Below are 26984 nucleotides of genomic sequence, written 5' to 3' on the forward strand. Positions count from 1 at the left end.
TTTACAACACATCCAGCAACCATTTTTGCGCCGGTGTCAGGCGGCTGGCGGTTTCCGGTTTAAGCCATTTGCGCTGATCCTGCTGCTGCGCATCTTCACGGTCAATGTACAAACTGTGCAGCACGCGTCGGCGTGTGCCGACGGTATTGTTGGTGCCGCCGTGCCAGGCGTGCGCATCATAAATCATCACGCTTCCGGCCGGAGCTTCGAACACCACTTCATCAGGATGTGGTAATCCGACGTCCGCCAGAACATCTTCCGGCAGTTCAGGCCGGTGATGCGTCCCCGGAATAATCCGCGGTGCGCCGTTTGCCGCACTGAGATCATCAATCGCCCAGATGGAGTTCACCAGATGCACTTTGGGGAAGTCCGGACGAGGTTTTTTCCAGTCAGCATGCAGCGGTTGATGTCCGCCACGGTGCAGCGCTTCGCGACCATTGAGGCTCGACACCTTAAACGCGCCGCGGAAAATGTGGCGGCAAACGGACAGGATCAGCGGATGCGACCACACTTTTTCCCAGACCGTGCCTTTGTTAATCATGTTCGCAATACGCGTCGCGGTGGCTTCCTGATGATGCTCAACGGCCAGATTGTCACCCTCTTTTTCCACCAGCGCATCGAAGGTCACGCGCATATCTTCCAGCCAGTCTTTGTCGATCACGTTATGAATAATAACGTAACCCTTAGTTTCCAGCTCAGCGGTCTGTTCTGCGGTAAGCGACTGCGTTGCGCCGAGGGCGTCCAGGTATTGCTCAGATGAATTTATCATTTACCACCTCTTCAGTTAACGTTTGTGCAACACAAAAGTACGGCATTTTTTATAGGAATAAACGATGCAAATCCTACAAAGAGCTGGATATTTGTGTGATTCAAAGAGGAATGTGATGCGGGTGGCAAAGCTTACGACACCCGCTGCGCTTTCAGCCTTTCCTGTAAGAAATCGAGAAACACGCGGGTGACTTCGCTGCGCTGGCGATGCTGCGGATAGAGCGCATGCAGGCTGAGCGAGCCGGGCTGGAAGGCATCAAGGATGGTTACCAGCGAGCCGTTTTCGAGCGCCGGACCGACGATAAATTCAGGCAGCAATACAATGCCCAGCCCGGAAATGGCGGCGTCGCGCAGCACTTCGCCGTTGTTGCTCAGCACCGGCCCGCGCACGTCGAAAATCCGCAGTTTGCCGTGGCGCTCCAGCTCCCAGCCGTTTTGCCCTTCGCGGCCATAACGCAGGCAATCGTGCCGGAGTAAATCGTCCGGCGTTTCCGGCGTGCCGCGCCGCTCAAGATAACCGGGGCTGCAACAGATAACGCGTTTAAGCTGCCCCAGACGGCGCGCCACCAGCGAAGAATCCGCCAGATTGCCAATACGGATGGCAATATCAAAGCCTTCGCCCACCAGATCGACATACCTGTCCACCAGTTCCACCTGAAACTGAATCTCCGGATTTTGCTGCAAAAACTCCGCAATCAGCGGTGAGAGATGGCTGATGCCAAATGACATCGGAATACTGATGCGGTATGAGCCCTGCAACGCCTGGCGTTTAGGTGAAACCGCCCTTTCGGCTTCTTCGATATCATCGAGAATACGCTGCGCATGTTGTGCAAAAAGCTGGCCGGATTCGGTCACCGACAGTTTGCGCGTATTGCGGTTGAGCAACCTGACGCTCAGCGAAGCTTCCAGCGCGGCCATCCGGCGGCTGACGTATTGTTTAGAAAGCAGCAGTTGTTCGGCCGCTGCGGTGAAATTCCCGGCTTTCACTACCGCCACAAAAATACGGAGATCTTCAATCTGCATGTCAGTTTCGCCCTGAGGAATACAACCTGTTATTGTCAACCAAAATGCGACAGTGATAGTCATTCTACCTCATTGTTGAGCAAATTGGTTTACGTGTATTCTCTGTTCATCGGAAGCGCAAACGCACTTTCCCCCTGACAACACTGAGGAGTACACCATGATCGAACAACGTCTCTCTGAACAACGCGGCTTAGGTGACCACGGCTGGTTGCATTCCCGTCACACATTTTCTTTCGCCAATTACTGGGATCCAAAACAGGTCGGTTTCTCAGACCTGCTGGTGATTAACGATGACCAGGTCGCACCGGGTCGCGGCTTCGGGGCGCACCCGCACAGCAACATGGAAATCATCTCCTATGTGCTCGAAGGCGCGCTGGAACATAAAGATTCAATGGGCACCGGTTCCGTGATTGTCCCCGGCGATGTTCAGCTGATGAGCGCAGGCAGTGGCGTGACGCACAGTGAGTTCAACCACTCCGGTGAAGAAAACGTGCATTTCCTGCAAATCTGGATTGTGCCGTCAGAAAATGGCACCCAACCGGGATACCAGCAGGTGTCCGTCGCGGAAGCGGAAAAACGCGGGAAATTCCGCCTGATTGTTTCACCATCGGGTACCGGCGGTTCGCTGACCGTGCGTCAGGACATGAAAATCTACGCCGGTTTCTTCGACGGTGCAGAACAGGCGACGTTTGCCCTCGATGCGGATCGCTATGCTTACATCCACGTTGCCCGCGGCAGCATCAAGGTGAACGGTGTCGAATTCAGAACCGGCGATGGCGCGCGTATCCGCAATGAAGATAGCGTCACCTTTACCGACGGCGACCAGGCGGAAGTGTTGCTGTTTGATTTGCGTCCGGTTGAAGTGAATCATCCGTCACGCTGATACGGCGTAATGCCTGAGTAAAGTACGCAAAAGCCCAAGCCTGTGATCATCCTGAAAAGGAAGGTCGCAGGCTTTTTTTTGGGCATCGTGCAGTGTTCTGACGATATATTCACCTGCGCTATAATTGCGATGCAATACGTAATATATTAAGATGAATATAACGATATGTATGACACATATGGAATATTTCTCAGGAGAGAACATGAAGAAGTCACTGTTTGTTCTGGCAGCCGCCATCACTATCAGCGCATGTAGCAGCCAGACCGGCGTGAAGCAAACTGATTTGCAGCATCATCGTTTTGAGTTGCTGAGTGTGGATGGTCAGACGGTTCCGGCCGCACAGGGCCGTATTCCGGAAATTGAGTTCGGCTCAAACCTGCATGTTTCCGGCCAGATGTGTAACCGCTTTATGGGTCAGGGCAATCTGGAAAATAACGTGCTGACGGTGAAAGGTCTGGCCTCAACCATGATGCTGTGTCCGGACGAGAACCTGAACAAATGGGATCACGTGATCAGCGACGTGCTGAACAACGGCGCGGCCGTTTCCCTGAATGAGAACAAGATGGTCCTGAAACAGGGTAAACATACGCTGGTTTACCGCCTGAAAGACCGGATGTAATCATGAAAAAGCCAGACACACGTCTGGCTATTTTAACCCGCAGTACAACGCCCTTGCATCAACGCGGCTTCAGAGCACTGACGACCATTCGCCATTGAGCACATGCCGACGCGGCTGCCATCGAGCTGTGGCGCTAATCTGAGTTGCCCGCCCGCCATTGAACAGGCTGCAAAGGCCGGGCTGTCCATATTGACGGTACGCTGACCGACATTCACGCTGTTGCCTTTTTGGGGAACGTCAGCCGAATCGTCGTGGCTGCTGCATGCGGCTAACACCAGCACACCGGCGGCCAGTAACACGCGAAACGCAGTGATCATCTGTCCTGCTCCTGAATGATTTTGGGTAATGCGGGGAATTTTTTCGAATCGCCATCATATCCGAGGTTTTTCGCCTGCGTCGAGCCTGTTGGCGAAATAACATCAACTTTTTCCTAAAATAATTCCAAAATTAAACACTCCGACACATTTTATTTCGTCTGGTTATTTCTTTGACTCATAAAATAGAGAGTGATTAACCGCTTTTCCTCCTGAATTAGAACGGGAAATATAACGATAAAGGAGCAATACATGCTGACAGATTTCTTACTGCGGATCGCCCTGGCCGGTGCTTTGGGCGGATTGATCGGCATCGAACGTCAATTACGCGCCAAAGAAGCCGGATTACGTACTCATATTCTGGTGGGGATTGGCAGCGCCATGTTTATGATTGTGTCGAAATACGGCTTCGCCGATATTCTGATGCAAACGCACGTTAGTTTTGACCCCAGCCGCGTGGCAGCGCAGGTGGTCAGCGGGATGGGCTTTCTCGGGGCCGGGACCATCATTATCCAGAAGCAAATTGTTAAGGGATTAACCACCGCCGCCGGATTATGGGTCACTGCCGCCATCGGTCTGGTGATTGGTAGCGGTCTGTATGAGATCGGGATATATGGCGCTTTTATGACCTTAATTGTGCTGGAAGTTTTTCGCCAGATCAGCAATCACTGGGTCGGTCATCACCATTTAATTGAAATACGTTTATTGCCGGAAAGTGTGCCTGCGGTTTTAGTCGCATTACAGAAGATGCGTATTCGCCCCGGCCATATCAAAATCAATCAGCGCGATGAAGATGAAAGCAAATGTGAACTGATTCTGGACGTTATCCTGCGGCCTAAACAAAGTGTCGACAAACTTTATGAAGCACTGATGTCGGTGAAAGGAATAAAACGCATCGATATTAATTAATCGCCGTTCACCGCGCGAATTTCCCTATTTCGCCGCTGACTCTCCGGTTATTCCTTTCAGCGGCTACGACTATTCCTGAAACCGCCCCGTTGCTCATAACCCTCTAAAAAGCAAGGCTAAAAACCCCTGCACACAATCAGGATAAATTGATTAATCCCCCCTCTGCTAAGCTTTTATAATTATTGCCGGTGAAAATTACTGTTTTCCGGCCTTTTTGTGAGCAAAGCAAAGGGTATTCCATGATCACCACTGACGGTAATAACGCAGTCGCTTCCGTGGCTTATCGCACCAACGAAGTCATTGCCATCTACCCGATCACTCCCAGTTCTACCATGGCCGAAATTGCCGGTGCCTGGTCTGGCGAAGGGAAGAAAAATTTGTGGGGCGATGTCCCGACGGTAATGGAAATGCAGTCTGAGGCCGGTGCGATTTCCACTGTCCACGGCGCATTACAAACCGGCGCGCTGTCGACCTCTTTCACCTCGTCGCAGGGTCTGTTGCTGATGATCCCGGTGTTGTACAAACTGGCCGGTCAGCTGACGCCGTTTGTCCTGCACGTTGCGGCGCGTACCGTTGCGACGCACGCGTTGTCTATTTTCGGCGATCATTCCGACGTTATGGCCGTGCGCCAGACCGGTTGCGCCCTGCTCTCTGCCGCCAGCGTACAGGAAGCGCAGGATTTCGCGCTGATTGCCCAGGTCGCCAGCCTGAACAGCCGCGTGCCATTTATCCATTTCTTCGACGGTTTCCGGACCTCACATGAAATCAATAAAATCGCGCCGCTGAGCGACGACACGCTCCAGCAGATGCTGCCGCAGGCGCAGATTGACGCACACCGCGCCCGCGCCTTGTCACCGGATCATCCGGTGATCCGCGGCACGTCAGCCAACCCTGACACTTATTTCCAGTCACGCGAAGCCACCAATCCGTATTACAACGCCACCTGCCAGCACGTGGTCGACGCCATGAATGCGTTCGCCGCCCTCACCGGCCGCGAATATAAGCCGTTCGAATACGTCGGCGATCCGCAGGCAGAACGCGTGATCGTGCTGATGGGTTCCGGGATCGGCACCGCCGAAGAAGTCATCGAAACCCTGAATGCGCGCGGTGAGAAGGTTGGCGTGCTGAAAGTGCGTTTATACCGTCCGTTCAGCGCTGAACATTTGCTGGCCGTGCTGCCGCAATCCGTGAAAAGCATTGCCGTGCTGGACCGCACCAAAGAGCCGGGCGCGCTGGCCGAACCGCTGTATCTCGATATCATGACCGCGCTGGCTGAGGCCTATAACAGCGGCGAGCGCGATTCGCTGCCGAAAGTGATCGGCGGCCGTTACGGATTATCGTCAAAAGAATTCGGGCCGGACTGCGTACTGTCAGTGTTCCGCGAGCTGGCGCTCAGCAAACCGCGTCCGCGCTTCACCGTCGGCATTTATGACGACGTCACCGGGCTTTCCCTGCCGGTGGTTGAAGAAGAGTTGCCTGAGCGCGCCTCACTCGAAGCCCTGTTCTACGGGCTGGGCAGCGACGGTTCTGTATCGGCGACCAAAAACAACATCAAGATCATCGGTAACAGCACGCCGATGTATGCGCAGGGTTATTTCGTCTATGACTCCAAAAAGGCCGGTGGCCTGACGGTTTCACATCTGCGCGTCAGTGAAAAGCCGATCAAATCCGCGTATCTGGTCAGTCAGGCGCATTTCGTTGCCTGCCACCAGTGGCAGTTTATCGACCTGTATCAGATGGCAGAACGTCTGCGTCATGGCGGGATTTTCCTGCTTAACACACCGTTCAGCGCCGATGAAGTCTGGGCGCGGTTACCGCTGGAAGTGCAGGCGACGCTGATTCAGCGCGAAGCCCGTTTCTACGTAATTAACGCGGCGAAAATTGCCCGCGAGTGCAAACTCGGCGCGCGCATTAACACCGTCATGCAGATGGCGTTCTTCCACCTGACGCAAATCCTGCCGGGTGACGAAGCGCTGAAAGAATTGCAGGGCGCGATTGCCCGCAGTTACAGCAGCAAAGGCGAAGACGTGGTCACGCGCAACTGGATGGCGCTGGCCGCCACGCTGGAAGAACTGGTTGCCGTGCCGTTGCAGGCCATTCCGGAAAATCCGCGCAAACGTCCGCCCATTGTTTCCGACGCTGCACCGGATTTCGTCAAAACCGTCACCGCCACCATGCTGGCCGGGCTTGGCGACGCCCTGCCGGTTTCTGCCTTCCCGCCGGATGGCACCTGGCCGACCGGTACCACGCAGTGGGAAAAACGTAACATTGCTGAAGAAGTGCCGATCTGGAAGCCGGATCTGTGTACGCAGTGTAACCACTGCGTCGCCGCCTGCCCGCACTCGGCCATTCGCGCCAAAGTGGTTCAGCCGGACGCCATGGAAAACGCCCCTGCCGCGCTGCAATCGCTGGACGTTAAATCCCGTGACATGCGCGGCCAGAAATACGTATTGCAGGTCGCGCCCGAAGACTGCACCGGGTGTAATTTGTGCGTGGAAGTCTGCCCGGCGAAAGACCGTCAGGATCCGTCCATTAAAGCCATTAACATGGCTGACCGCATTGAGCACCTGGAAGAAGAACGCGCCAACTATGACTTCTTCCTCAGGCTGCCGGAAATCGATAAAACCACGCTGGAACGCATTGATATCCGCACCTCGCAGCTGATTACGCCGCTGTTTGAGTATTCCGGTGCCTGTTCCGGTTGTGGCGAAACGCCTTACATCAAACTGCTGACGCAGCTGTACGGCGACCGTTTGCTGATTGCCAACGCCACCGGCTGTTCGTCCATTTACGGCGGTAATTTACCGTCAACACCTTACACCACCAACGCCGATGGCCGCGGTCCGGCGTGGGCGAACTCACTGTTTGAAGACAACGCCGAGTTCGGGCTGGGCTTCCGTCTGACGGTCGATCAGCATCGCCGCCGCGTGCTGCGTCTGGTGGAATCGCTGGAACCGCATATTCCGGCCGATGTGCTGGGCGGCCTTCGCGATGAAACGTCCACGCCGGAAGTTAAACGCGGCCACGTCACCGCGCTGCGTAAAATTCTGGCCGACATTGATACACCAGACGCGCGTCAGCTGGCGACCGACGCGGATTATCTGGTGGATAAATCCATCTGGCTGATCGGCGGCGACGGCTGGGCGTATGACATCGGTTTCGGCGGGCTGGATCATGTCCTGAGCCTGACGGAAAACGTCAACGTGCTGGTACTCGATACCCAGTGTTATTCCAACACCGGCGGACAGCAGTCGAAAGCCACGCCGCTGGGTGCGGTCACGAAATTCGCCGAACAGGGCAAGCGCAAATCCCGTAAAGATCTGGGTGTGAGCATGATGATGTATGGTCATGTGTATGTGGCGCAAATCTCCCTCGGCGCGCAGCTCAACCAGACGGTGAAGGCGATTCAGGAAGCCGAAGCTTATCCGGGGCCGTCGCTTGTCATCGCGTACAGCCCGTGCGAAGAGCACGGCTACGATCTGGCGCTCAGCCATGATCAGATGAAACAGCTGACCACCACCGGTTTCTGGCCGCTGTACCGGTTTGATCCGCGCCGCGTGGAAGAAGGCAAACCGGCGCTGGCACTCGATTCAAGGCCGCCTTCCAGCGGGCTGACCGATACACTCAACAATGAGCAGCGGTTCAGAAGGCTGAATGCGCAACAACCGGAAGTGGCGGCGCAGTTGTATGCCGCGGCGGAGAAGGAATTGCAGCAGAAATATGACTTTTTGGCGATGCTCGCAGGGAAGAAGAGCGAGTCTGAGTCGTAAGTTTTGGGTCTTTAAAATTAAGGTCGTGGGCGCCAGCCCACACCGGGTTAAGGAGCGTAAACGCGCTCCTTAACAATCCTGCATTTTTCTCACTGCGCGCTGTTGCCGGAACGACGGACATGTTCTGCCGCTCCGGCGTGTGGCGCGAAATCTTGCCGCTGCGCGGTTCCTTCCTCAAAGATTCGAGCCCCAGGTCCCGAACTTCCGGTCAGCAAAATTTCTGAGCGCGCCAGGGTAATATTTCAAAAAAATAAACGTCAAAAGAGGATCTTTAACAGAACGCCTCATTTTTTACTTAAGGCAAATGGGAGGATGAGCTTAATTTATTTCGAGAATGATTATCATTTGTGAATGAATGATTATGGGATTTATGTCTAAAATAGGCATCGCAGAAGTTCCCTGTCTTTCATTATCTGAGAATCCAGTGCCGGCTTTCGAGAAATATTACACTGAATTATATCGGTTTATTAACCGTAAGCTTCGTGACCGCGAGCATGCAGAAGACATGGCGCAGGAGACGTTTATCCGGGCTTTGTCTGTCACGCAGCCGGTCCGGTCGCACCGGAGTTTGCTGTATCGCATCGCGCGAAATCTGCTGGTCGATCATTATCGCCGCCCCGAACTTCCGCTGGATGAGGCGTCTGAAGAAACCGATGGCGCGCATTTTGCCGCACCGTCTTATCTGCAACCTTACGAACTCATTGAAGAAAATCAGTATAATGCGCTGATGACCCGCACCATCGAAGCCCTGCCGCCACGATGCCGGGAAGCTTTTATCCTGCATCGTTTTGACGGTTTGTCGCAAAAGGATGTCGCGAGCCACATGGGAATATCCATCAATATGGTCGAGAAGCATATTATCCGCGCCATGATCGCCTGCCGGAACAGCAATGACGCCTGGCAGCAGGAACATCACACCCCGAACGCCGCCGGTCACGCAGAAAAGGATGCCCGCGATGAATAACATCTCCGATGCGCAGATGTCCGCCAGCGAACAGGCCGCGCGGTGGCTGAGCCGGCAACAGGCCGGTTTGTCGGTACGCGAACAGCGCGAGTTTGATGAGTGGCTCTCGCAGGGCGAAAATGCCGGGGAATTCCAGGCGATGCAGGCCGTATGGCAGCGCGTCGGCGATTTGCCGCAGAAAAATATTGCCCGGTTGCGGGCTTCGCTGCCGGTGAAAAAGCCCCAGGCGCGTCGTGCTTTCTGGTTTGCCGCCCCGGTTGCCGCGCTGCTTTGCGTGATACTGATGTGGCCCGCGTGGCAGGGGTTTGCACCGCCGGTCATGACCACCGCGTTTCATACCGGTCGCGGAGAATTAGAACAACTCACGTTGCCCGATGGCACGCTAGTCAGCCTTGATGCCGAAACGCAGTTGCAGGTCGCGTATTTTGAGCAACGCCGCGAAGTCACGCTGATCAAAGGTCAGGCGTATTTTCAGGTACAGCATCTGGAAGATAAGCCGTTTATCGTTTTCAGCGGTCCTTCCCGCGTGACGGTTTTGGGGACTCATTTCAGCGTACGGTACATTCCGAAATCGATGAGCGGCGACGGTACGGACGTTGCCGTAAGCAGCGGCGCGGTGCGTGTCGGGCCGCGGTCGTGGCTGCAAAATATGCACTGGCGCGTGATGGCTACGCTGCGGCAGGATCCGCAAAACCGTCATCTGATGGTGCTTCGCGCCACGCAGCGGGCGACCAGCGATGCCAGCGGCGCACTGACGCGTCAGGCGTCTGTCGCGCCGGACACCATTGCCGACTGGCGGCAGTCGCGGATTAATTTTAATAACACCCCGCTCAGTCTGGCGCTGGCCGAATTCTCGCGTTACGGCGAAATGCCTTACCACGCAGCCTCGCCGGACGTCGCCGCGCTGCGCATCAGCGGCAGTTTTAACGTTCACCGCCCGGACAGCTTCGTCCGCGCATTGCCTAAAGTGTTGCCGGTAAAAATCAGCACGCAGACCGGCGAAACGCAGATATCGCGGCGCTGATCGTCACAAAAATCTCCACCCGCTAAAAAAGTTTAAAAAATTTCAGCAGACGACGTCAGGGTTTTGGCGTCGGTCTCGTCTTCAGAAAGGATAATGATTCTTATTTGGTTTTTTCTGGGGATAACTGCATGACCATTTCGACGATTTACCAGGGTGCCCGTTTCAACACCGGCCTGACCGCCATCGCGCTGGCGGTTTGCTCTCCGCTCGCCGTTGCGGCGGCCACGCTCACCGTTTCACTTCCGGCTCAGCCGCTGATCGCCTCGCTTAATTCGCTGGCACAGCAGGCTGGCGTGCAGCTGATTGCCGCGCCCGAATCTGTGGCGCAAAAAACGGCACCGTCCGTGAAGGGAACGATGACGCTGGAAGCCGCGCTTGGCCGCGTGCTGCAAGGCTCCGGCCTGAGTTTCAGCATTGAAAATGACACGGTTGTCGTCGCCCCGCAGCCTGCTGCCGGTTCCGATACCATGACGGTGAACGGGCAATACGGCGCGTGGACCACCGTCCCTCAGGAAAGCAATTCCGCCACCAAAACCGACACGCCGCTGCTTGAAGTGCCGCAGTCAGTTTCCGTGGTGACGCGCGAGCGTATGGATCGCCAGAACGTGCAAAGCGTGACGGAAGCGCTGCGTTATGTGCCGGGCGTGAAAACTGAAACCTACGGTGTCGATCCGAAAGGTTATGACTGGATTTATATCCGCGGCTTCAATGCCCTGACCACCAACGATTACCGCGATGGCCTGCGTCAGCTCAACAACAGCTACAGCTATTTCCGCACCGAACCGTACGCGCTGGAACGCATTGATATCGTGCGCGGACCGTCATCCACCCTTTTCGGGCTGGGCGATGCGGGCGGGATTGTGAACCGCGTCAGCAAACTGCCGTCCGCACAGGGCGTGCATGACGTTCAGGTTGAACTGGGCAATTTCAACCGCCGTCAGGCGCAGTTTGATATGAGCGACAAAATTGACGATGACAGCCACTATCTGTACCGCGTCATTGGCCTCGCCCGCGACAGCGACACGCAATTTCAGTACAAAAACGGGCCGGACGTGGAAGACAACCGCCTGTATCTCGCGCCGTCGTTTACCTGGCTGCCAGACGATCAGACCAGCCTGACCCTGCGTGCGGATTACCTGCGTGATACGTCCGGTGGCACCGTTTCCGTGCTCACTAAACCGGGCGGCAACGTCACCGACACTCTGCTTGGTGATTACAACTACAATCATTTTCGTCAGGAACAGTTCACCGTGGGTTATGAGCTGAGCCATCAGTTCAACGACATTTTCCAGGTGCGCCAGAACGTGCGTTACGGCCAGACCGACACCATTCTCAACAACCTGCTGCCGGGCAACGTCAATTTCACCACCGGCACCGTGTCGCGTAACGCCATCCGTTTTGATGAACACATGCGCGCGTTCAATATGGATAACCAGTTGCAGGCCGATTTCGCCACCGGGCCGGTGACGCACCGCCTGCTGACCGGGCTGGATTACAGCCGCCTCGACGGCAACGCCAAACGTTTTGGTGCAGCCGCTCCGGCGCTGGATATCTACAATCCGGTGTACGGGCTGGATATCGCGGATCCGACTTACGCGCTAAATGACAACGATCAGACCACCGCACAGCTCGGCGTTTACATGCAGGATCAGATTTCCCTGACACCAAAATGGCTGCTGACGTTGGGCGGCCGTCATGATGACGTGAGTATGCGTACCGAAAATAACCTGACTGACACCACCAGCTGGGTGGACAAAGGCGCATGGACCGGTCGCGCCGGTCTGACCTATCTGGCCGAAAACGGACTTGCGCCGTACATCAGCTACGCCGAATCTTTTGTGCCAAACAGCGGCACCGACAGCAAGAACCGTACGTTTGATCCGAGCCAGGCGCACCAGTATGAAGTCGGCGTGAAATATCAGCCGGATCCAACGCTGCTGATGACGCTGGCGGCGTTCGATATTACCAAAAGCAACGTGCTCACCAATGAGATCGTGAATAACGTCATCACCGGTTATCAGGTGGCGTCCGGCGAAGTACGTTCGCGCGGTATCGAAGCCGAAACCACGGTGAAGCTGACGGAAAATCTGGATGCCTTGGCGTCGTACACCTACACCGAAACGGAAATCACCAAGAGCAACAACGGAGATCGCGGCAAACAACAGGCTAACGTACCGAAACATATGGCCTCGACCTGGCTGAACTACGGTTTCCATCAGGGTGTGCTCGACGGCCTGCTGCTCAGCACCGGCGTGCGCTATGTCGGCAGCATGTATGGCGATAACGCCAACACCATTCCGGTGAAGAACTTCGCGCTGGTGGATGCAGGTGCGAAATATCAGGTGAACCAGCATGTGACGGTCGGATTCAACATTCAGAACCTGTTTGATCACCACTATGTCGGCACCTGTGACGACGACACCAGCTGCTATCCGGGGCAGGAACGAACGTTTATCGGCTCGCTGAAATACAGCTTCTGATGTCCGCTTTTTTACTCAGTCGTCGTGACTGTCTGAAAGCGTTGCTGGCGCTGCCGTGGGCGAATGCCCCGGCGGCGCTGGCCGCTTCATCGCCGTCCTTAACGACAAACGCAGATCGTATTATCGCGATTAACTGGCTGGCGGCGGAAACCCTGCTGTCACTGGGCATTACGCCGCTGGCCGTTTCCGATGTGGGCTATTTCCACCGCCGGATCGCAGAACCCGTTTTACCGGAAAAGGTGCAGGATATCGGCCCGTTCTGGGAACCGAATATCGAGCTTATCGCCGCCCTGAAACCCACGCTGATCCTCAGCGATATGATCGCGCCCGCCCTTCTCGACAGCCTGCAACGCATCGCGCCGGTGCAGGTGGTTTCGGTCTATCCCGCCGCGGGCGATCTCTGGCTGACATTAGTCAGTTTTACTGCCGGTCTGGGCAAAAAATTCTCCGCATCCGCGCAGGCGGCGCAGCTGATAAACCGCGCCACCCGTACCCTCAGTGACGGCCAGCAACGGCTCAGCCGCGTGGCCGGTCAGCGGATCCTGGTGGCGGTGCGCAGTCAGGACGGCAAATACGCCACGGTGTATGGCCGGAACAGCCTGCCGGACGTCATACTCACCCGCCTCGGCCTGCGCAACGCCTGGACGCAGCCGGTTGGCGCGATGGGCACGGCAAACGTCAGCGTTGAAAAACTGGCGTCATTGCCGGCTGACTGGCTGTTTTACACCGAATTACCGACGACGCTGACGCAGGTTTCCCGCCTGCGTCAGCCGGACGGATTATGGCAACAGCTGCCGCTGGTCGCGGGCGGACGCGCACGGGAACTGACACATTTCTTTCCGTTTGGCGGCCTGACGACAGCCACTGGTCTGGCACAGCACATCACGACAGCGCTCACGGATCCTGACTCTCATGCGTAAATTATCTCCGTTGCCCTGGCTGATTATCCTGCCGCTGGCGCTGCTGTATGTCCTGCTGTTAATCAGCAATCTCGGGCGCCTTCATGCCGGCAATCTGCCTTCCACGGCAAGCCTGTTGCTGCATTACAGTTTTCTGCCACGGCTGGCGACCGGCGCGCTGGCGGGCATGGCACTGGCGACCGCCGGTTTGCTTTTCCAGCAGGTTTTGCGCAATCCGCTGGCGGAACCGGCCACTTTGGGGATTGCCGCCGGTGCCAATCTGGCGATGTCGGCGGGCATTATCGTTTTTCCCGGTTTACTGGTTTTCGGCCTGACGAATTTGGCGCTGGCCGGTGCGGCGCTGACCGCGCTGGTGCTTTATCTGCTGATCGCCCGTCAGGGGCTGGATCCGCTGAAAATTATTCTGACCGGCATGGTCATCAGCCTGTATGGCAATTCCGTGAATACGCTGATGGTGTTGTTCAATCATGATTATCTGAGTGATTTATTCAGCTGGCAGGCCGGTTCGCTGAACCAGAACGGCTGGCCGGTCGCGCAGTTTTTACTGTTGCCGGTGCTGTGTCTGATGGCGGGAAGCGGGCTGCTGGCAAGGCCGCTGATGCTGATCGGCCTGTCTGATCAGAGCGCCGGTGCGCTGGGCGTTTCGGTGGTAAAAATCCGCATTGCCACGCTCGCCGTTGCCGTGGCGCTCAGCGCGCTCATCACCAGTCAGGTCGGCATCATCAGTTTTATCGGGCTGGCCGCTCCGGCGCTGGTGCGTCTGGCGGGCGTCCGGCGCTTCACGCATCAGCTGATCTGCGTGCCGCTGGCCGGTGCCGGGCTGCTGACCGCCGTCGATCAGCTGGCGCAATTTCTCTCACCCGCCGGCGGGGATTTGCCGACCGGTGCGCTCGCCGGATTACTCAGCGCGCCGCTGATGCTGATGTTGCTGTTCCGCCAGCGCAATCCGTATATCGCCCCGCAAACGTTAAACATGCCGGTGTTACGCACGCTGACGCGCCGCCGGGTTGCGGTTCTGTTGCTGATGTTAGCCTGCGGCATCGCGCTTTCGCTGTTCGTCAACCGTACGCCCGATACCGCAGCCGCAGCCGGTTCACTTCTGCTATGGCGCTGGCCGCGGATGCTCGGTGCGCTCAGCGCGGGCGCGATGCTGGCGGTGGCCGGTGTGCTGATCCAGCGCCAGAGCGGCAATCCGCTGGCGAGCCCGGAACTGCTCGGTATCAGCAGCGGCGCATCGCTGATGGTGGTTTTGCTGGTGATCCTGTTTAATCAGCCGCTGTCACAGCTTTTCCCTGCCGCACTGGCGGGCAGTTTGCTGGCAATCTTCACACTGTTTATGTTCGGCATGCGCTCGCGTTTCCAGCCACAATCGATGGTGATGGTCGGGCTGTGTCTGACCAACCTGAGTATGGCGCTGAGCATGTTGTTGCTGATGAGCGGCGACCCGCGCGCGATGATGCTGCTCAACTGGAGCACCGGTTCGACCGCCGGGATCACGCCTGAACGCGCGATGTGGGGCGCGGGACAGGCGCTGATGCTGATCCCGCTGACGTTGTTATTGCAGCGCCGGATTACGTTGCTGAGCCTCGGGCAGCAGACGACACGGGCGCTCGGTGCCGGAGTGCGCCGCAGCAATATGCTGATTTTACTGCTCGCCGCCGCGCTGACCGCAGGCGGCACGCTGCTGATTGGCCCGCTGAGTTTTGTCGGCCTGATTGCGCCGCAGCTTGCCCGCTACAGCGGCGCGAATCGTTTTCGTGCGCAATGCCTGCTCGCCGCACTGTATGGCGGATTGCTGATGGTGATCGCCGACTGGCTGGGCCGCAATATTGCCTGGCCGTGGCCGGTATCAGCCGGAATGCTCTGCGCATTGCTCGGGGGACCGTGGTTTTTGTGGGGTCTGGTGAGGCGGTAGGATCGCGGCGGGCGGGGCTTACCACCCAAGGTCTTGATTTATGAGATGCGATCACTGCAATTGAAAACCCAAATTACTCCCGCTGAAGCCGATGCTTATGCCCCTTCATTAACCCCAGCGAAGCCGAATACGCGGCTCCCTCATCCCCTGCCATAATCGCTTCGTAAATCTTTTTATGATCGTTCAGACACATGCCGCCTTCCTTCGACGAGTATTCGAAAAACCACTTAAAAATCGTCGTCAGCACATTACCGAACGGGACATAAAAACAGTTGCCGGAGGAGATGAAAATCATCCGGTGAAACTGGGTATCGATATTTACCCACGCCTGCGCATTGAAATTCTCCGAAACGTGGCACATCTGGCGGTAAATCCGTGACAGCTCAATGCGTTGCTCTTTGCTGGCGTTCACCGCTGCCAGCGCCGTGGCATGTGGTTCGATCGCTTTGCGGAATTCAAGAAACTGATGATAAATCTCTTCCGTGGCTTCCATGCCCTGCATCCATTCCAGCAGTTGCGGATCGAGCATGTTCCACTGCGGACGCTCTTTAACGCGGGTGCCGATTTTCGGGCGAGATTCCAGCAAACCTTTTGACGTCAGCAGTTTCAGGGCTTCACGCAGCGCGGTGCGGCTGACCCCAAACTGTTCGCCGAGGTCGATTTCGCTGGGCAAAATGGCGCCGGGTGCCAGTTCGCCGGAGAGGATTTTGCGGGCAATATCGCGGGCAATGTGGGTGTTGAGGCCACGGGTCATGCCTGCGGCGGTTTCAAACTGCATCGTCATTCGCTTCCCTTTTTCTGTGCAGATTGCCGACATCATAGTTCAGGCGACGCCGCGCTGCATGCGGGCGTCGCGCTAAACTCACAAACTGTGCGCTATGGCGCCATCTGCCCGCCGTTGACGTCTAATATCTGGCCGGTGATGTAACCGCTGCACGCATGGGAAGCAAAAAACAGAAAGCTGGGTGCCAGTTCTTCGCTGGTGCCAAAGCGCCCCATGGCAATAGAACCGGCGATTTTCTCACGCACTTCCGCACTTTTATCTGCGTGGAAAACCGTGTCGATAGTGCCCGGTGCAATGACGTTGAAGCGGATATTGTCTTTGGTGAATTCCTTCACCCAGTTGCGGTGGACGTTGTGGAGCCAGGCTTTGGACGCCGCGTACAAACTCGCGCCGGGCCCGCCGCCTTCGCGTCCGGCAATCGAACCGGTACTGATCACTGACGTGGTTTTACCGCTTTGTTTTGCCGCGTGGCGCAAATGCGGAATGGCGAATTTCGTCACCATCAGCGCCGAGCGGGCGTTAAGATCCATAACGTGGTCATAAAATTCGTCGTCGATATTTTCTAACCCCTGACGACCGCCCAGCCCGCCTGCGTTATTGATCAGCACGTCGATGCCGCCAAAACGTTCGACAAAATTGGCGACCAGCGCTTCGCATTCCGCAGACTTCGTCACGTCGGCACCAAAGTACGCCACTTCGCCGCCATTTTTGGCAATAGCGGCAGCCAGTTTACCGAGGCTCTCATCGTGGCGATGACCGTTGATTCCGACTTTCGCCCCTGCCGCCGCAAAGGCCTGCGCCGCTGCCAGACCGATGCCTTTCGTTGAACCGGTAATCAGAACTCGCTTGTCTTTCAGATCGTTAAACATGATGACTCCTTTATGACTCGGGAATGTTCAGAGATGAGACGGCTCGCCACGCCGTGCTGAAGGCGTTTTCCGCATCCGGTGTCGGACCGTTACTGATGAGGACATTTAATGTCCGGTTGCCGGTGCAGAGAATATTCAGTTCGGTTTGACGGTCGTCGTGGCTGACCACGCGGACCTGTAAGACTTTCCCTCTTGCGTCGAGCGAGGTTTCAGTCGCTTCGTCAAAATAACCGTGGGTTTCAAATACGCTGGCAAAAATGGCATCAGAACCGTGCGTGCGCAGCAGCAACGCCGGTTCGCTGCGCAGGTTGAAATGCGGATCGTTTGCGCCGGTGCGGGCGACGATCAGTTCGCCGCCGTCGGGGAAGGCGCTGATGAGCGTCCGGTAAGTTCCGCCGTCCAGCCAGCTGAACAGCGCAGAATCACCGGCGGGCACTGCGCCGCGTGCGCAATCCCAGAGATGCTGATAGCCGTGGTTTTCGCCCAGCGGTTTCATTTCACCGGCGGCTTTCAGCGTTGTATCGCTGCGCACAAACTGGCCGAGATGATGCAGGCAATAATCGTAACGATGCGGCTGGTCGCTGGTAAGACGGAAAACATCGACGATCAGCGGAGAAGAAAACTCCGGTAAATCAAGCAGCAGAACGGTGCGTTGCTGTTCAACACCAGGGGTGTAATCGTGCAAACGTGCACTCATGCCCTGCCCGGCCTGAGCCTGCGTGACAAAGAAATGCCGCTGGCCGGAACGCTTTTCAGCTTGCAGACTTTGCCCGCCGTTCTGGCTCTGACCGTCGACGACGACCGTATTGTGCGCGACAGTTTGCTTGCAGTAAGTGTTGTTCTCGGGAATATAGCGCCCGCCGAATTTCGGCTCGACGTTAACCCAGCGGCCAAATCCGTAGTCGCGCAAGAACTCGCGCCCGTGATTAAACAGGCTCAGATGCAACCCGTCGAAATGCCCGTGGTTCAGCGCCGAATGCAGGCGCGGAATGCTGCCATGCTGTCCGTACCACATCAGCGCCATGGTCTGGTTTTCTTCACCACTGCGCAAAATCCCGATCCCCCCGTGTTGCCCTTCCGGCCCGTCGCGAAGTTCAACGCTTTCACGGTTTAGGGGCAGCGGAGGTGAATCAGATAACGCAGCGGAAAGCGCCAGCGCGGCGGCATTCAGCCAGACGGTTTGCTGTTTTTGTGCGACGGCGAGCCAGCGCGGATCCTGATGATAACGGTGATAACAGACGCTGGCAGCAATCACCGCGCCGTCGTCGCTGATGTTGATCGTTTTCGATGAATCATTGAGCGCAGGCCAGGTGCCGTCGGGGAACGCGGTGAGGATTAATGCTTCGCAGGTTTTGCGGATAATCTCGTCGCGGAACTGAAAGATCTGCAATTCCGGCTGCCGGCGATCAATCACTTCCGCCAGCAGTAACAACGGACGCAGTGCAAAACGATGGTAATACGGCCCTTCAATATAGTAACCGTCCGGCGAAAACAGCTGGCTGAGCTGCGCAAAAAAACCGCCACTTTCGCTGTCGCCTTTCAGCCCGTACAGCGCCTTTTCAACCAGCGAATCATCTTGCAGCGCGTACCCGCTGATGGCGGCCGCCGCGACCGACCAGATCCCGTGGTTATGCACAATATCGAAATCTTTCGCATGGCGGCTGAGTGCGTCATCCGCCATCACGCGAAACAGGTGGTCTTCGATGTGCGAACGCTCAGGCTGGCTGAGCGACGGTATCAGGCAGTGATAGCCTTCGACGGCGTAGAGCCAGAACATATTTTCATTGAGCGTCTGATGGAAAATCCGGCCCGGCGCGTTGCTGTCTTTACTGGTCGCGCTGCCCAGGGTCGGGTAAATATCGGCGTAACCGTTCAGCAGTGAAAGCGCGAAATCCCGGTAACGCCGCTCGCCGGTGATCAAAAAAAGTCGTCCGGCCAGATTGATGTAGACGTAATTTTGTTTGTGCTGATGATGTTCCGCGCCGCCCGCTTCGCCGTGACCGGGTACCGGCGCCGGTTGCGCCATGAACGTTTCCAGTGCGGCGATGTTTTCGCGAAGCACCGCGCCCGTCAGCGTTTCGGCATCTCTCTGCGCCCGTAATTGTTGGGCATCGTCGGGGCTTATCAGCAGCGGTTTCCAGAGGCTCATTTTTTGCCTCCGGCGGCCTGCGGCGCGACATAACCGGCCGCAAACGCCGGCAGCGATAACAGCCAGGTTTCGCGTTCCGCCTCCATCACCGCGCCGCGCGTGACGTCTTCATGATACCCGCCCGCGGCGGGTTTACCGGCAGACGGCAGTTCAAACCTGGCGCGGCGGATTTGCTGTTCGTAACGTTGCCCGCCAGTGCCGTTATCCGCCCACGATAGTAATGGCACAGGCCGCACGCGGATCTGGTCGATGGTTTTATACGGCCACGGCACGGACGCGTCCGTGTAACGCGCCATAAAATCCAGCGAGGTCAGCAGCCCGCCGCCTTGTGGCGTTTTGTAGTGCCAGAGGTCGATGCCGTTTTTCTGCGCCAGCACCGCCATCATGCTGATCGCCTGCAAATTGAAATAGCTGTAATGGAACGAACGGGTGCGCGCCAGTTCAGCGGGCTGCGTGCCGTCGGGCTTGAGCTGAATATCCAGCTTACTTTCCATCAGTTTTGCCATATCGCGGATCACCGCTTTATCGCCGAGATACCACGCAATGCCGGACACCTGAGTGACATACCAGTTACCGTGATTGTTCTGCGTGAGGCCCTCTTTTTTAGCGATTTTGCTGCCCTGAAGCCAGGTCAGATAATCCTGCATCCAGACGCGGATTTGCTGATCGTCACTGTCCGTCCACGCCCGATTCCCGTGCAGCAAAACCAGCGAATCCACAATGCGCGTGGAGAAGTAACGTCCGTCCAGCACACCGGCGTTTCGTCCGGCTGAAATACCCGGCACGCCCTGCGCATAATTCAGGTTCGGATTCATGCGCTTTTCCGGCGTAATAAACCACGCCCGCAGCAGGCTGGCAGCTTTATCGGCATACTTCTGTTCGCCGGAGAAATACCAGGCCAGCGTCAGGTTCTGCACCCGCGCGGTGAAATCCGCCAGCCGCACGCCGTCACTCTGCTCGTTTTTACTCGCCGGATTGACGCGCCCGTCTTTACGGATCCACGGCAAACCGTCCGCTTTGCTGCTGTCCGGCCACCAGTAAGCGCTCAGGCTGAGGTAATCGTGCATCGAGCCGGAGGGCGGCGTCATGCCTTTGTCTGTCACGCTCAGGTCGGGCTTTTTCAGCGCGGAATCCGCCGCCGCCAGCAGGTGCCGGTAAGCATCCTGCGTTTGCGGTGCAGCGGTATTTTCATGCAGTTGCTGGCGAACCACGTTCAGCTGCGCCGTGTTCAGAAATGCCGGTTCTGCCGCCAGCGCACCTGCGCTGCAAAACGCCATCATCGCCACGACGGCGAGCTGTTTAACATCAGCGGTACGGCACTGAATAAACGTCATGCTTTCTCCGGAATTAAAAAGGGTTAGCGCGCTTTAGTAATACAAATAAAGCAATGAATGATTCGAAGCGCCAGTCAGAATGGGCTTAAAAGCACACAAATAGCCCAACAAGTGACCAGCCTCACAAATCGATAACAAACTAAGCATTTCTTATTTGTCGGACTTTTAATTTAAATCTCCTCTTCTACGCTTGCTCAATACATAACCAAAAACCTCCCCTGTAAACGAGAGAGTAACGACAATGGATATCAATGTTCTGGTCATGATCGGTTACTTCGTTTTAATGATTGCCATCAGTTATGCGTTCAAAAAGATGGCTTCCGGCTCGTCGAGCCACTATTTCCGCGGCGGCGGGCGCATGCTCTGGTGGATGGTGGGCGCCACCGCGTTCATGATTCAGTTCAGCGCCTGGACCTTCACCGGTGCCGCCGGACAGGCTTACCGCTACGGTTTCAACGTGGTGAGCGTGTTCGCCGGTAACGTGTTCGGCTATCTGGTGGCGTGGTGGTGGTTCGCCGCCCGTTTCCGCCAGCTTCGGGTCGATACTGCCACAGAGGCCATCAACCATCGATTCGGCAAAGGTAACGAACAGTTTTTCACCTGGATGATTATTCCGCTGAGCATTCTCAGCGCGGGCGTATGGCTGAACAGTCTGGCGGTGTTTGCCAGCGCGGTGTTCCGGCACGACATTACGCTGACGCTGTGGGTCACCGGTCTGGTGGTACTGGTGATTTCGTTACTGAGCGGCGCATGGGGGGTGGTGGCGAGTGATTTTGTGCAGACGCTGGTGGTGGCGATTATTTCGATTGCCTGTGCGGTGGTCGCGCTGTTCAAGGTCGGTGGCCCGGTCAAACTGGTGACAGAATTCCCGTCCGGCTTTTTCACCGGCCCGGACGTCGGCCCGCATTACATTTCCCTGCTGGTCGCCTGTTTCCTGTTTTTCTTTATCAAGAACGTGCAGAGCATTAATAACCTGCAAGATTCTTACCGTTTTCTGAATGCCAAAGACAGTTTTAACGCCAAAAAAGCGGCGCTGTTTGCGCTGATTCTGATGCTGACTGGCACGGTGATCTGGTTTATCCCGCCGTGGGCGGTGGCCATTCTTTATCCTGACGCCGCAACCGCACACCCGGAGCTGGGGAAAAATGCTACCGATGCGGTGTATCTGATTTTTGCCGAACGCGCGATGCCGGTGGGCACCGTTGGCCTGCTGATGGCGGGATTATTTGCCGCGACGATGTCGTCGATGGACTGCGCGCTGAACCGTAATTCAGGGATTTTTGTACGCAGTTTCTGGACGCCCATTGTTAACCGCAACACACAACGCAACGACAAGTATCAGCTGCGCGTCGGTCAGGCCACGTGCGTGGTCAACGGCGTACTCGTGATCCTGGTGGCGCAGTATATGCACACTATGCAGACCGTCAGCCTGTTCGACCTGATGATGAAAGTCGGCACGCTGATGCAGGCACCGATTATCGTGCCACTGTTTCTTGGCGTGTTCATCCGCAAAACGCCGGACTGGGCGGCGTGGGCCACGGTGTTGTTCGGATTATGTGTGTCTTACATCGTCGCTAACGTGTTTACCGCGCCAGATGTCGCCCGTTTACTGGGCATTACGTTGACCACGCGCGAGATGCTGGATGTGGCGATTATGTGGAATATCTTCTCGCATCTGGTCTTCACCGGCGGGTTTTTCTGCCTGACCACCCTGTTCTACCGCGAGAATGCGACAGCCCGTGAAACTCAGCGTCAGCAGTTTTTCACCGATATGGAAACGCCGGTGTATGCCGATAACGAACAGGATGAATTCGACCGGCTGCAACGCGATAAAATTGGCCGGATATCCCTGTATATGGGGGCCGGTTTGCTGCTGATGGTGCTGGTACCTAACCCGTTATGGGGCCGTGTTCTGTTCCTGATTTGCGCGCTGTCGATACTTGTCTTCGGCTGGGTTTTACATCGCAGTGCGGAGAAAGGCATGAAAGCCGCAAAAGAAGGCAAGGCCGCGAAACGCAACATCGCGACTTCACAGCGGTAATCGTGCGGATAGAAATCGAATGCAGGACATTCTGGATGGAATGTCCTGTTTCTCGTTTAAATCAGCCCGCGCTGTTTTAACGTGATGCGTGTGGCTTCGTTGAGATCGAACTTCAGCAGATCTTCTTTACGTACCCAGGCGTAACTTTCAAATTCGTCGTTCAGCGTGATCACAGTGTTCTTCGCCTGACAGGTGAAAATCAGGTAAATCATGTAGATTTCTTCCTGAGTTCCATCGGGATACGTCTTCAGGCGGATATCATCGCGGAACGTCCACGGCGTGATATGCGTCAGTTCCAGCGCTTCGCCCAACTCTTCCCGCACTTCGCGTAATAACGCCTGCTCAACGGTTTCGCCCGCTTCCATTCCGCCGCCGGAAAGCGCCCACTGGCCGGGGAAAACGCCGCGCCCGGAGGCCATTTTACACAGCAGATACGTTCCCTCATGTTCAATTAACGGACAAACGATGGTTCTTTGACGCATGATGACTTTCCTTGTTTTAGACTTTGTTTGAGACTAATGTGCGCGCTAAAAAATACCATAATCTGGCGTCGCTGTGGCGGGAGTCGGGAAGAGTTGAGAAGTGCTGCGCAAAAATAAAAACCCGCCTTCATCAGCGGGTTTTTAAGAAATAATCAGGAAACTGAATCAGAAACACGGTGCTTATTTAGGCAACTCCGTTACCTGTTTCACTTCGGATTTGTTGATTTGCTGTTTCACACCATTGGCATCAGTATACTCAAGCAATCCGGTAGGCGCTTCTTTTGGCTTACCGTCGCTGACGATGGTTCTCGCGTCATTGGTCTGAATAGCATAACTCGTCCGGGTACAGCCCGATAAGGCTGCGACACTGATTAATGCGGCTAATGGCAAAAGCAAAGTCCTGTTCATATTTCTCTCCTGTCTACCGATTATTGAGCAACTCAGTTATCCAGTTCGCTCATGTTTTTAACCTGATCGCGGTTGATCTGCTCAGTCTTTCCTGTCTCAGCATTTTTGTACGATACCAGGCCGGTATCGCTGTCAACCTGAGGTTTACCGTCCGTGACGATGGTTTTTCCGTCCGTGGTTTTAATCGCCTGATTCGACGCACACCCGGCTACGAATAAAATGGAAACAGCAGCCAGCGACGCAGCAATAAGGTTTTTCCTCTTCATACACTTCCTCCTTAAAGGGGTTCTGTCTTAACAATTAGTCAGTTAAGTATAGGCACTTTTGCCGGAGGCATTGAAAAATAGGACAAACGGAAATTTTCTCAGCCTGGTGGACCTCTGCCGGTGGCAAACTGTCCCGATTCAGCCGTTAAGCGTTTAGGAATATTCTGTATTCCTTTCATTTATTTCTAAAAATACCTGTACAACTTTCTACATCTTGTATAACTTTATAGTCACACAAGTAATCATTAACTACGCACACATTAACAAGAGGATATGTCATGCGTCAGAATAAGCACGATGGATTGTCACCAGAAACCTCCCCTTCGCTCTACACACAGGGTTTTTCTAAAGAGGAAACAATGGGGCGCGTTGTGGTTGAAATTCTGGAAGCAGGCAGGAACCTAAATCGCAAAGCGTTGTGTTCGAAACTTTTGAATCGTGTAGAATCCGCTGGCAGCGAAGAAGAGGAAAAGCATTATATGAAGCTTATCCGTCTGGTTCTTGAACGTGATTCATGATCTATTAAATTCACAGAGTAAAAATGGGCTTCATATAAATTCGGTTTGACATATTATGCGGGCTTGATTAATTCATAGCCAACCAATGCTTTATTTCCGTTAGCGTAATACCCTGCGGTATGAAGTCATAACTCTGAACCTGAAGCTACTCTGCCCAGACCTTTGGCCAGCATATATTCAGAGGCTGATAATATGTATAGAAGTAATGAAGAAAAATTAACGGACAAACTCATTGGTGAGGCTGTAATCTCCTTACTTAAATCGAAAAGTCTACTATCAATCGACAGACTCATTAAGCAGTTACAGTTTATGGCTGCGAGTGCTGAAAACTCAAATCGAAAAAGTGCCCTGGAGCAGATCATCAATGAGATGCGCCACGATCAGGCTGATAAGCGTGCGCGTGTCAGTTATGAGGTCCGGGACGTCGACAATGTACGACACTTTTTCAATGCTGAAGGGCCGTCCAATGACCAGAAAAAACATTGATGCATCAAACCAATGTGTACTAAGTCACAACGACTCGGTTGTATCAAATCCATCTCAGCCGATGTCAGACACTGTCAATAGCTCTGGCATTTATAAACATTTCGCTAAAGCTGGTGAACTTTACTCCAGTGAAGCTGAAGTTCTGGGTGCCGCAATTCGTCTTATTCTTGCGAATAAAGGTACGGTGACCAATAAGGCCATCATGCTCCACCTGATTAATCAGCTTGAAACCACGTCAGACGTTGTGCAGCTGGATATTTTGCGCGGCGCACTTGAAATGGTGGTGGGCATGACGCCCGATGATTCCGTATTCTGATCTTTGAAGAAAGATCCACTTTTTTATTATTTTCCTCCCGCCCGGTCATTACAGCCGGGTGCGGGATCTTAAATTATCTATTCTTAATACAAACGCGGAGGGTATTAAAATGCATGACGTGTCTTATACTCATGTGACATTAGCTGATTATATTCTGACAGAAGATCCTGAACTTCTTGTTGAAAACGAAACGGTCACCCGTATTTATAAAAACTTAAAGAAACAAAAAGAAGTGGTTACTCACAAAGATATTATTCTTTGTCTGATTCAGAAGATTGAGCAGGAAAGTGATACCGACAAGCAGGATATTTATCTGGAAGCGCTTGAATACGTCGTTTACCGCACACCTGATGATGATATTGTATAAATCCACAGCAAATCATTTTAAATGAGCCCGGCTAATATTATCTGCCGGGCTCATGCGTCTAAAGCTTACATACCGCCTGCAAGTTCTCAGAGAGCCTGATTACCAGACTGATATTCGTAGCTGACTTCCGGCCAGGTCACTACCGGCGTGCCCTTCAGTCTTGGCTCAGCAAATAACTCGCCCTGGAAATTACACACCCCTGCCGCATCCAGCCACATCCACTCTTCGGGTTTTTCAACGCCTGTCGCGATAACAGAGATTTCTAACGCTGAGCAGAACCTGATGATGGCCTGCACGACGGCCTGTTTCGGTCCGCTGGTATGGATGTCACAAATCATATTGCGATCAATCATAATTTTGTCCGGCTGGCATTGCGTCAGCAGCAATAATCCCGCAGAACCCGCACCAAAATCATCGATCGCCAGACGCATTCCCGAGGCTTTAAGTTGTTTCATCGCGGTTGAAAACTTGTCCTCACGGGTTATGACGCCGTTTTCTGTGATTGCCACCACAATTTGTTCAGGAACCAGGCCGCCGGCGATGATGTCATTAACCAGAGATTCCACAGCATCCGGCACCATGACAAGTGTCATAGGCAAAAGCTTAATTGAAATCGTTTTGTCGCCGATCCCCATTTTTTGCGCCATGGCAAAAGCCAGCTTTTTGGATTTGAGATCCGCCTCATAGATCGTTGTTCCGGACAGCCGGGAGTAATACTCCATCGCTGAGCCACCTTCCGGCCCGCGGATTGTCGCTTCATAAGAAATAATCTCGCGGCTCAGCGGGTCAACAATCGGCTGGAATGCAAAACAGTAGTCCTGCATCTCGGGAAAGATAAATTCTACTTCTGCTTTCAGAGGTTCATCGGCGATGAAAGACCAGGAGTCAGCCGGGAGAATTTCGAGATAATTTTCCTTCTCCCGGGCCTGCACAAAGGTGCACAGAAATTGAAGAGCCCGGTCTTCATAAGTGAGACGATATTTCGATGTTCCTTTATCGAGCACCGCCTGAAGCACCTCATCTTCGTGATGATGCCTGAGGTCAAAAAGCTCCATCCCTACATTGCCGAAGCGACGTGACTGTGCATAGTCGCGCATGAGAACCACCACGTTATGGTGACGCTGATCCTGGCAAATCATACTGTAGAGTGCGTCCACTGCCTCTTCCGGCCCTTCCAGCAACTGAAAGAAGTGCATCCCGTCGAAAAGCAGAATGCCTGTAATGCTCAAAAGTTCGTTGTTAACATTGGCTTGTGACACCATGTCGATCAGTGATGCAGAGTGAACATGTTCACTGATATGGCTGCGATAAACGAGAGTTAAAAGCATCGGGTGTTTCCAAAAGGAGCTTGTTTAGACTCTCAGGGTAGCAGAAA

At 54.8% G+C, this 26984-nt stretch carries 25 protein-coding genes; 14 read left to right on the forward strand and 11 right to left on the reverse strand.

The window, feature by feature from the left end; all coding sequences use genetic code 11:
- Position 1 precedes the first annotated feature (1 nt).
- Both J1782_RS10605 and J1782_RS10610 read right to left on the reverse strand, forming a co-directional pair.
- Positions 2 to 769 (reverse strand): phytanoyl-CoA dioxygenase family protein, encoded by a 768-nt coding sequence (locus J1782_RS10605; protein WP_165057732.1) that lies wholly within the window; start codon positions 767 to 769, stop codon positions 2 to 4.
- 131 nt (positions 770 to 900) lie between these two features.
- Positions 901 to 1791 carry a LysR family transcriptional regulator gene (locus J1782_RS10610; protein WP_217153143.1) on the reverse strand — a complete coding sequence of 297 codons (891 nt, stop codon included), beginning with the start codon at positions 1789 to 1791 and terminating at the stop codon, positions 901 to 903.
- Positions 1792 to 1948: 157 nt separating this feature from the next.
- Between J1782_RS10610 and J1782_RS10615 the strand changes: the two genes are divergently transcribed.
- Positions 1949 to 2674: a pirin family protein gene (locus tag J1782_RS10615; RefSeq protein ID WP_152327129.1), complete on the forward strand. Its 726-nt coding sequence runs from the start codon at positions 1949 to 1951 to the stop codon at positions 2672 to 2674.
- A gap of 202 nt (positions 2675 to 2876) precedes the next feature.
- Positions 2877 to 3293: an META domain-containing protein gene (locus tag J1782_RS10620; protein WP_152327128.1), complete on the forward strand. Its 417-nt coding sequence runs from the start codon at positions 2877 to 2879 to the stop codon at positions 3291 to 3293.
- Positions 3294 to 3325: 32 nt separating this feature from the next.
- Here J1782_RS10620 and J1782_RS10625 read toward each other — a convergent pair whose 3' ends face one another.
- Positions 3326 to 3610: a DUF333 domain-containing protein gene (locus tag J1782_RS10625; protein WP_217153123.1), complete on the reverse strand. Its 285-nt coding sequence runs from the start codon at positions 3608 to 3610 to the stop codon at positions 3326 to 3328.
- 249 nt (positions 3611 to 3859) lie between these two features.
- Here J1782_RS10625 and J1782_RS10630 point away from each other — a divergent pair, with 249 nt between their 5' ends.
- From J1782_RS10630 to fhuB, 7 genes are all read left to right on the forward strand, one after another.
- Positions 3860 to 4516 (forward strand): MgtC/SapB family protein, encoded by a 657-nt coding sequence (locus J1782_RS10630; protein ID WP_152327126.1) that lies wholly within the window; start codon positions 3860 to 3862, stop codon positions 4514 to 4516.
- Between the two features lie 239 nt (positions 4517 to 4755).
- Positions 4756 to 8286, forward strand: coding sequence for a pyruvate:ferredoxin (flavodoxin) oxidoreductase (gene nifJ, locus J1782_RS10635; protein ID WP_217153124.1), 3531 nt, complete (start codon positions 4756 to 4758; stop codon positions 8284 to 8286).
- A 370-nt stretch (positions 8287 to 8656) separates the two neighbouring features.
- Entirely contained in the window at positions 8657 to 9250 is a 594-nt protein-coding gene (locus J1782_RS10640; RefSeq protein ID WP_254303042.1) for an RNA polymerase sigma factor, read from the forward strand.
- Positions 9243 to 10274 carry a FecR domain-containing protein gene (locus J1782_RS10645; protein WP_217153125.1) on the forward strand — a complete coding sequence of 344 codons (1032 nt, stop codon included), beginning with the start codon at positions 9243 to 9245 and terminating at the stop codon, positions 10272 to 10274. The genes J1782_RS10640 and J1782_RS10645 overlap by 8 nt, the downstream gene beginning before the upstream one ends.
- A 128-nt stretch (positions 10275 to 10402) precedes the next feature.
- Positions 10403 to 12754, forward strand: a complete 2352-nt coding sequence (locus J1782_RS10650) for a TonB-dependent siderophore receptor (protein ID WP_217153126.1) — start codon at positions 10403 to 10405, stop codon at positions 12752 to 12754.
- Positions 12754 to 13674, forward strand: coding sequence for an ABC transporter substrate-binding protein (locus J1782_RS10655; protein WP_217153127.1), 921 nt, complete (start codon positions 12754 to 12756; stop codon positions 13672 to 13674). The genes J1782_RS10650 and J1782_RS10655 overlap by 1 nt, the downstream gene beginning before the upstream one ends.
- Positions 13667 to 15589 (forward strand): Fe(3+)-hydroxamate ABC transporter permease FhuB, encoded by a 1923-nt coding sequence (gene fhuB / locus J1782_RS10660; RefSeq protein ID WP_217153128.1) that lies wholly within the window; start codon positions 13667 to 13669, stop codon positions 15587 to 15589. The genes J1782_RS10655 and fhuB overlap by 8 nt, the downstream gene beginning before the upstream one ends.
- A gap of 73 nt (positions 15590 to 15662) precedes the next feature.
- Here fhuB and J1782_RS10665 read toward each other — a convergent pair whose 3' ends face one another.
- The 4 genes from J1782_RS10665 to J1782_RS10680 all read right to left on the reverse strand — a co-directional run bounded on the left by J1782_RS10665 (position 15663) and on the right by J1782_RS10680 (position 20671).
- Positions 15663 to 16373, reverse strand: coding sequence for a FadR/GntR family transcriptional regulator (locus J1782_RS10665; RefSeq protein WP_217153129.1), 711 nt, complete (start codon positions 16371 to 16373; stop codon positions 15663 to 15665).
- Between the two features lie 92 nt (positions 16374 to 16465).
- Complete coding sequence (locus J1782_RS10670; RefSeq protein ID WP_152327123.1) at positions 16466 to 17242, reverse strand: SDR family NAD(P)-dependent oxidoreductase; 777 nt, start codon at positions 17240 to 17242, stop codon at positions 16466 to 16468.
- A 10-nt stretch (positions 17243 to 17252) separates the two neighbouring features.
- Positions 17253 to 19391: a heparinase II/III family protein gene (locus tag J1782_RS10675; protein WP_217153130.1), complete on the reverse strand. Its 2139-nt coding sequence runs from the start codon at positions 19389 to 19391 to the stop codon at positions 17253 to 17255.
- Positions 19388 to 20671, reverse strand: a complete 1284-nt coding sequence (locus J1782_RS10680) for an alginate lyase family protein (protein WP_254303046.1) — start codon at positions 20669 to 20671, stop codon at positions 19388 to 19390. The genes J1782_RS10675 and J1782_RS10680 overlap by 4 nt, the downstream gene beginning before the upstream one ends.
- 295 nt (positions 20672 to 20966) lie before the next feature.
- On the opposite strand from J1782_RS10680, the gene J1782_RS10685 reads away from it, so the two are divergent.
- On the forward strand, positions 20967 to 22766 hold the full coding sequence (locus J1782_RS10685; RefSeq protein ID WP_217153132.1) for a transporter: 1800 nt from the start codon (positions 20967 to 20969) through the stop codon (positions 22764 to 22766).
- A gap of 56 nt (positions 22767 to 22822) precedes the next feature.
- Here the strand turns inward: J1782_RS10685 and nudI are convergent, their stop codons facing one another.
- From nudI to J1782_RS10700, 3 genes are all read right to left on the reverse strand, one after another.
- On the reverse strand, positions 22823 to 23248 hold the full coding sequence (gene nudI, locus J1782_RS10690) for a nucleoside triphosphatase NudI (protein ID WP_152327119.1): 426 nt from the start codon (positions 23246 to 23248) through the stop codon (positions 22823 to 22825).
- A gap of 180 nt (positions 23249 to 23428) precedes the next feature.
- The gene (locus tag J1782_RS10695; RefSeq protein ID WP_152327118.1) at positions 23429 to 23656 is read right to left on the reverse strand and encodes a YgdI/YgdR family lipoprotein; all 228 of its coding nucleotides are present in this window, start codon (positions 23654 to 23656) and stop codon (positions 23429 to 23431) included.
- A 32-nt stretch (positions 23657 to 23688) separates the two neighbouring features.
- Entirely contained in the window at positions 23689 to 23922 is a 234-nt protein-coding gene (locus tag J1782_RS10700; protein ID WP_152327117.1) for a YgdI/YgdR family lipoprotein, read from the reverse strand.
- A 278-nt stretch (positions 23923 to 24200) separates the two neighbouring features.
- Here J1782_RS10700 and ycgZ point away from each other — a divergent pair, with 278 nt between their 5' ends.
- The 4 genes from ycgZ (at position 24201) to J1782_RS10720 (ending at position 25609) form a co-directional block, all read left to right on the forward strand.
- Positions 24201 to 24440, forward strand: coding sequence for a regulatory protein YcgZ (ycgZ, locus tag J1782_RS10705; protein ID WP_152327116.1), 240 nt, complete (start codon positions 24201 to 24203; stop codon positions 24438 to 24440).
- A gap of 192 nt (positions 24441 to 24632) precedes the next feature.
- Entirely contained in the window at positions 24633 to 24926 is a 294-nt protein-coding gene (locus J1782_RS10710) for a hypothetical protein (protein ID WP_217153133.1), read from the forward strand.
- A complete protein-coding gene (locus J1782_RS10715; RefSeq protein WP_371819767.1) occupies positions 24907 to 25242 on the forward strand; it encodes a biofilm/acid-resistance regulator YmgB/AriR in 336 nt (111 codons plus the stop codon). Before J1782_RS10710 ends, J1782_RS10715 begins: the two co-directional genes overlap by 20 nt.
- A gap of 109 nt (positions 25243 to 25351) precedes the next feature.
- Entirely contained in the window at positions 25352 to 25609 is a 258-nt protein-coding gene (locus tag J1782_RS10720; RefSeq protein ID WP_152327113.1) for a biofilm development regulator YmgB/AriR family protein, read from the forward strand.
- An 86-nt stretch (positions 25610 to 25695) separates the two neighbouring features.
- Here the strand turns inward: J1782_RS10720 and J1782_RS10725 are convergent, their stop codons facing one another.
- Positions 25696 to 26937, reverse strand: a complete 1242-nt coding sequence (locus J1782_RS10725; protein WP_217153134.1) for a diguanylate phosphodiesterase — start codon at positions 26935 to 26937, stop codon at positions 25696 to 25698.
- Positions 26938 to 26984: the final 47 nt, after the last annotated feature.

Source organism: Rahnella sp. BCC 1045 (assembly GCF_019049615.1).
Classification (GTDB): domain Bacteria; phylum Pseudomonadota; class Gammaproteobacteria; order Enterobacterales; family Enterobacteriaceae; genus Rahnella; species Rahnella contaminans.

Bases quoted from the DNA above. Each gene is read 5' to 3' on its own strand.
- J1782_RS10605 (WP_165057732.1), bottom strand. From the start codon at position 769: ATGATAAATTCATCTGAGCAATACCTGGACGCCCTCGGCGCAACGCAG.
- J1782_RS10610 (WP_217153143.1), bottom strand. From the start codon at position 1,791: ATGCAGATTGAAGATCTCCGTATTTTTGTGGCGGTAGTGAAAGCCGGG.
- J1782_RS10615 (WP_152327129.1), top strand. From the start codon at position 1,949: ATGATCGAACAACGTCTCTCTGAACAACGCGGCTTAGGTGACCACGGC.
- J1782_RS10620 (WP_152327128.1), top strand. From the start codon at position 2,877: ATGAAGAAGTCACTGTTTGTTCTGGCAGCCGCCATCACTATCAGCGCA.
- J1782_RS10625 (WP_217153123.1), bottom strand. From the start codon at position 3,610: ATGATCACTGCGTTTCGCGTGTTACTGGCCGCCGGTGTGCTGGTGTTA.
- J1782_RS10630 (WP_152327126.1), top strand. From the start codon at position 3,860: ATGCTGACAGATTTCTTACTGCGGATCGCCCTGGCCGGTGCTTTGGGC.
- nifJ (WP_217153124.1), top strand. From the start codon at position 4,756: ATGATCACCACTGACGGTAATAACGCAGTCGCTTCCGTGGCTTATCGC.
- J1782_RS10640 (WP_254303042.1), top strand. From the start codon at position 8,657: ATGTCTAAAATAGGCATCGCAGAAGTTCCCTGTCTTTCATTATCTGAG.
- J1782_RS10645 (WP_217153125.1), top strand. From the start codon at position 9,243: ATGAATAACATCTCCGATGCGCAGATGTCCGCCAGCGAACAGGCCGCG.
- J1782_RS10650 (WP_217153126.1), top strand. From the start codon at position 10,403: ATGACCATTTCGACGATTTACCAGGGTGCCCGTTTCAACACCGGCCTG.
- J1782_RS10655 (WP_217153127.1), top strand. From the start codon at position 12,754: ATGTCCGCTTTTTTACTCAGTCGTCGTGACTGTCTGAAAGCGTTGCTG.
- fhuB (WP_217153128.1), top strand. From the start codon at position 13,667: ATGCGTAAATTATCTCCGTTGCCCTGGCTGATTATCCTGCCGCTGGCG.
- J1782_RS10665 (WP_217153129.1), bottom strand. From the start codon at position 16,373: ATGACGATGCAGTTTGAAACCGCCGCAGGCATGACCCGTGGCCTCAAC.
- J1782_RS10670 (WP_152327123.1), bottom strand. From the start codon at position 17,242: ATGTTTAACGATCTGAAAGACAAGCGAGTTCTGATTACCGGTTCAACG.
- J1782_RS10675 (WP_217153130.1), bottom strand. From the start codon at position 19,391: ATGAGCCTCTGGAAACCGCTGCTGATAAGCCCCGACGATGCCCAACAA.
- J1782_RS10680 (WP_254303046.1), bottom strand. From the start codon at position 20,671: ATGATGGCGTTTTGCAGCGCAGGTGCGCTGGCGGCAGAACCGGCATTT.
- J1782_RS10685 (WP_217153132.1), top strand. From the start codon at position 20,967: ATGGATATCAATGTTCTGGTCATGATCGGTTACTTCGTTTTAATGATT.
- nudI (WP_152327119.1), bottom strand. From the start codon at position 23,248: ATGCGTCAAAGAACCATCGTTTGTCCGTTAATTGAACATGAGGGAACG.
- J1782_RS10695 (WP_152327118.1), bottom strand. From the start codon at position 23,656: ATGAACAGGACTTTGCTTTTGCCATTAGCCGCATTAATCAGTGTCGCA.
- J1782_RS10700 (WP_152327117.1), bottom strand. From the start codon at position 23,922: ATGAAGAGGAAAAACCTTATTGCTGCGTCGCTGGCTGCTGTTTCCATT.
- ycgZ (WP_152327116.1), top strand. From the start codon at position 24,201: ATGCGTCAGAATAAGCACGATGGATTGTCACCAGAAACCTCCCCTTCG.
- J1782_RS10710 (WP_217153133.1), top strand. From the start codon at position 24,633: ATGTATAGAAGTAATGAAGAAAAATTAACGGACAAACTCATTGGTGAG.
- J1782_RS10715 (WP_371819767.1), top strand. From the start codon at position 24,907: ATGACCAGAAAAAACATTGATGCATCAAACCAATGTGTACTAAGTCAC.
- J1782_RS10720 (WP_152327113.1), top strand. From the start codon at position 25,352: ATGCATGACGTGTCTTATACTCATGTGACATTAGCTGATTATATTCTG.
- J1782_RS10725 (WP_217153134.1), bottom strand. From the start codon at position 26,937: ATGCTTTTAACTCTCGTTTATCGCAGCCATATCAGTGAACATGTTCAC.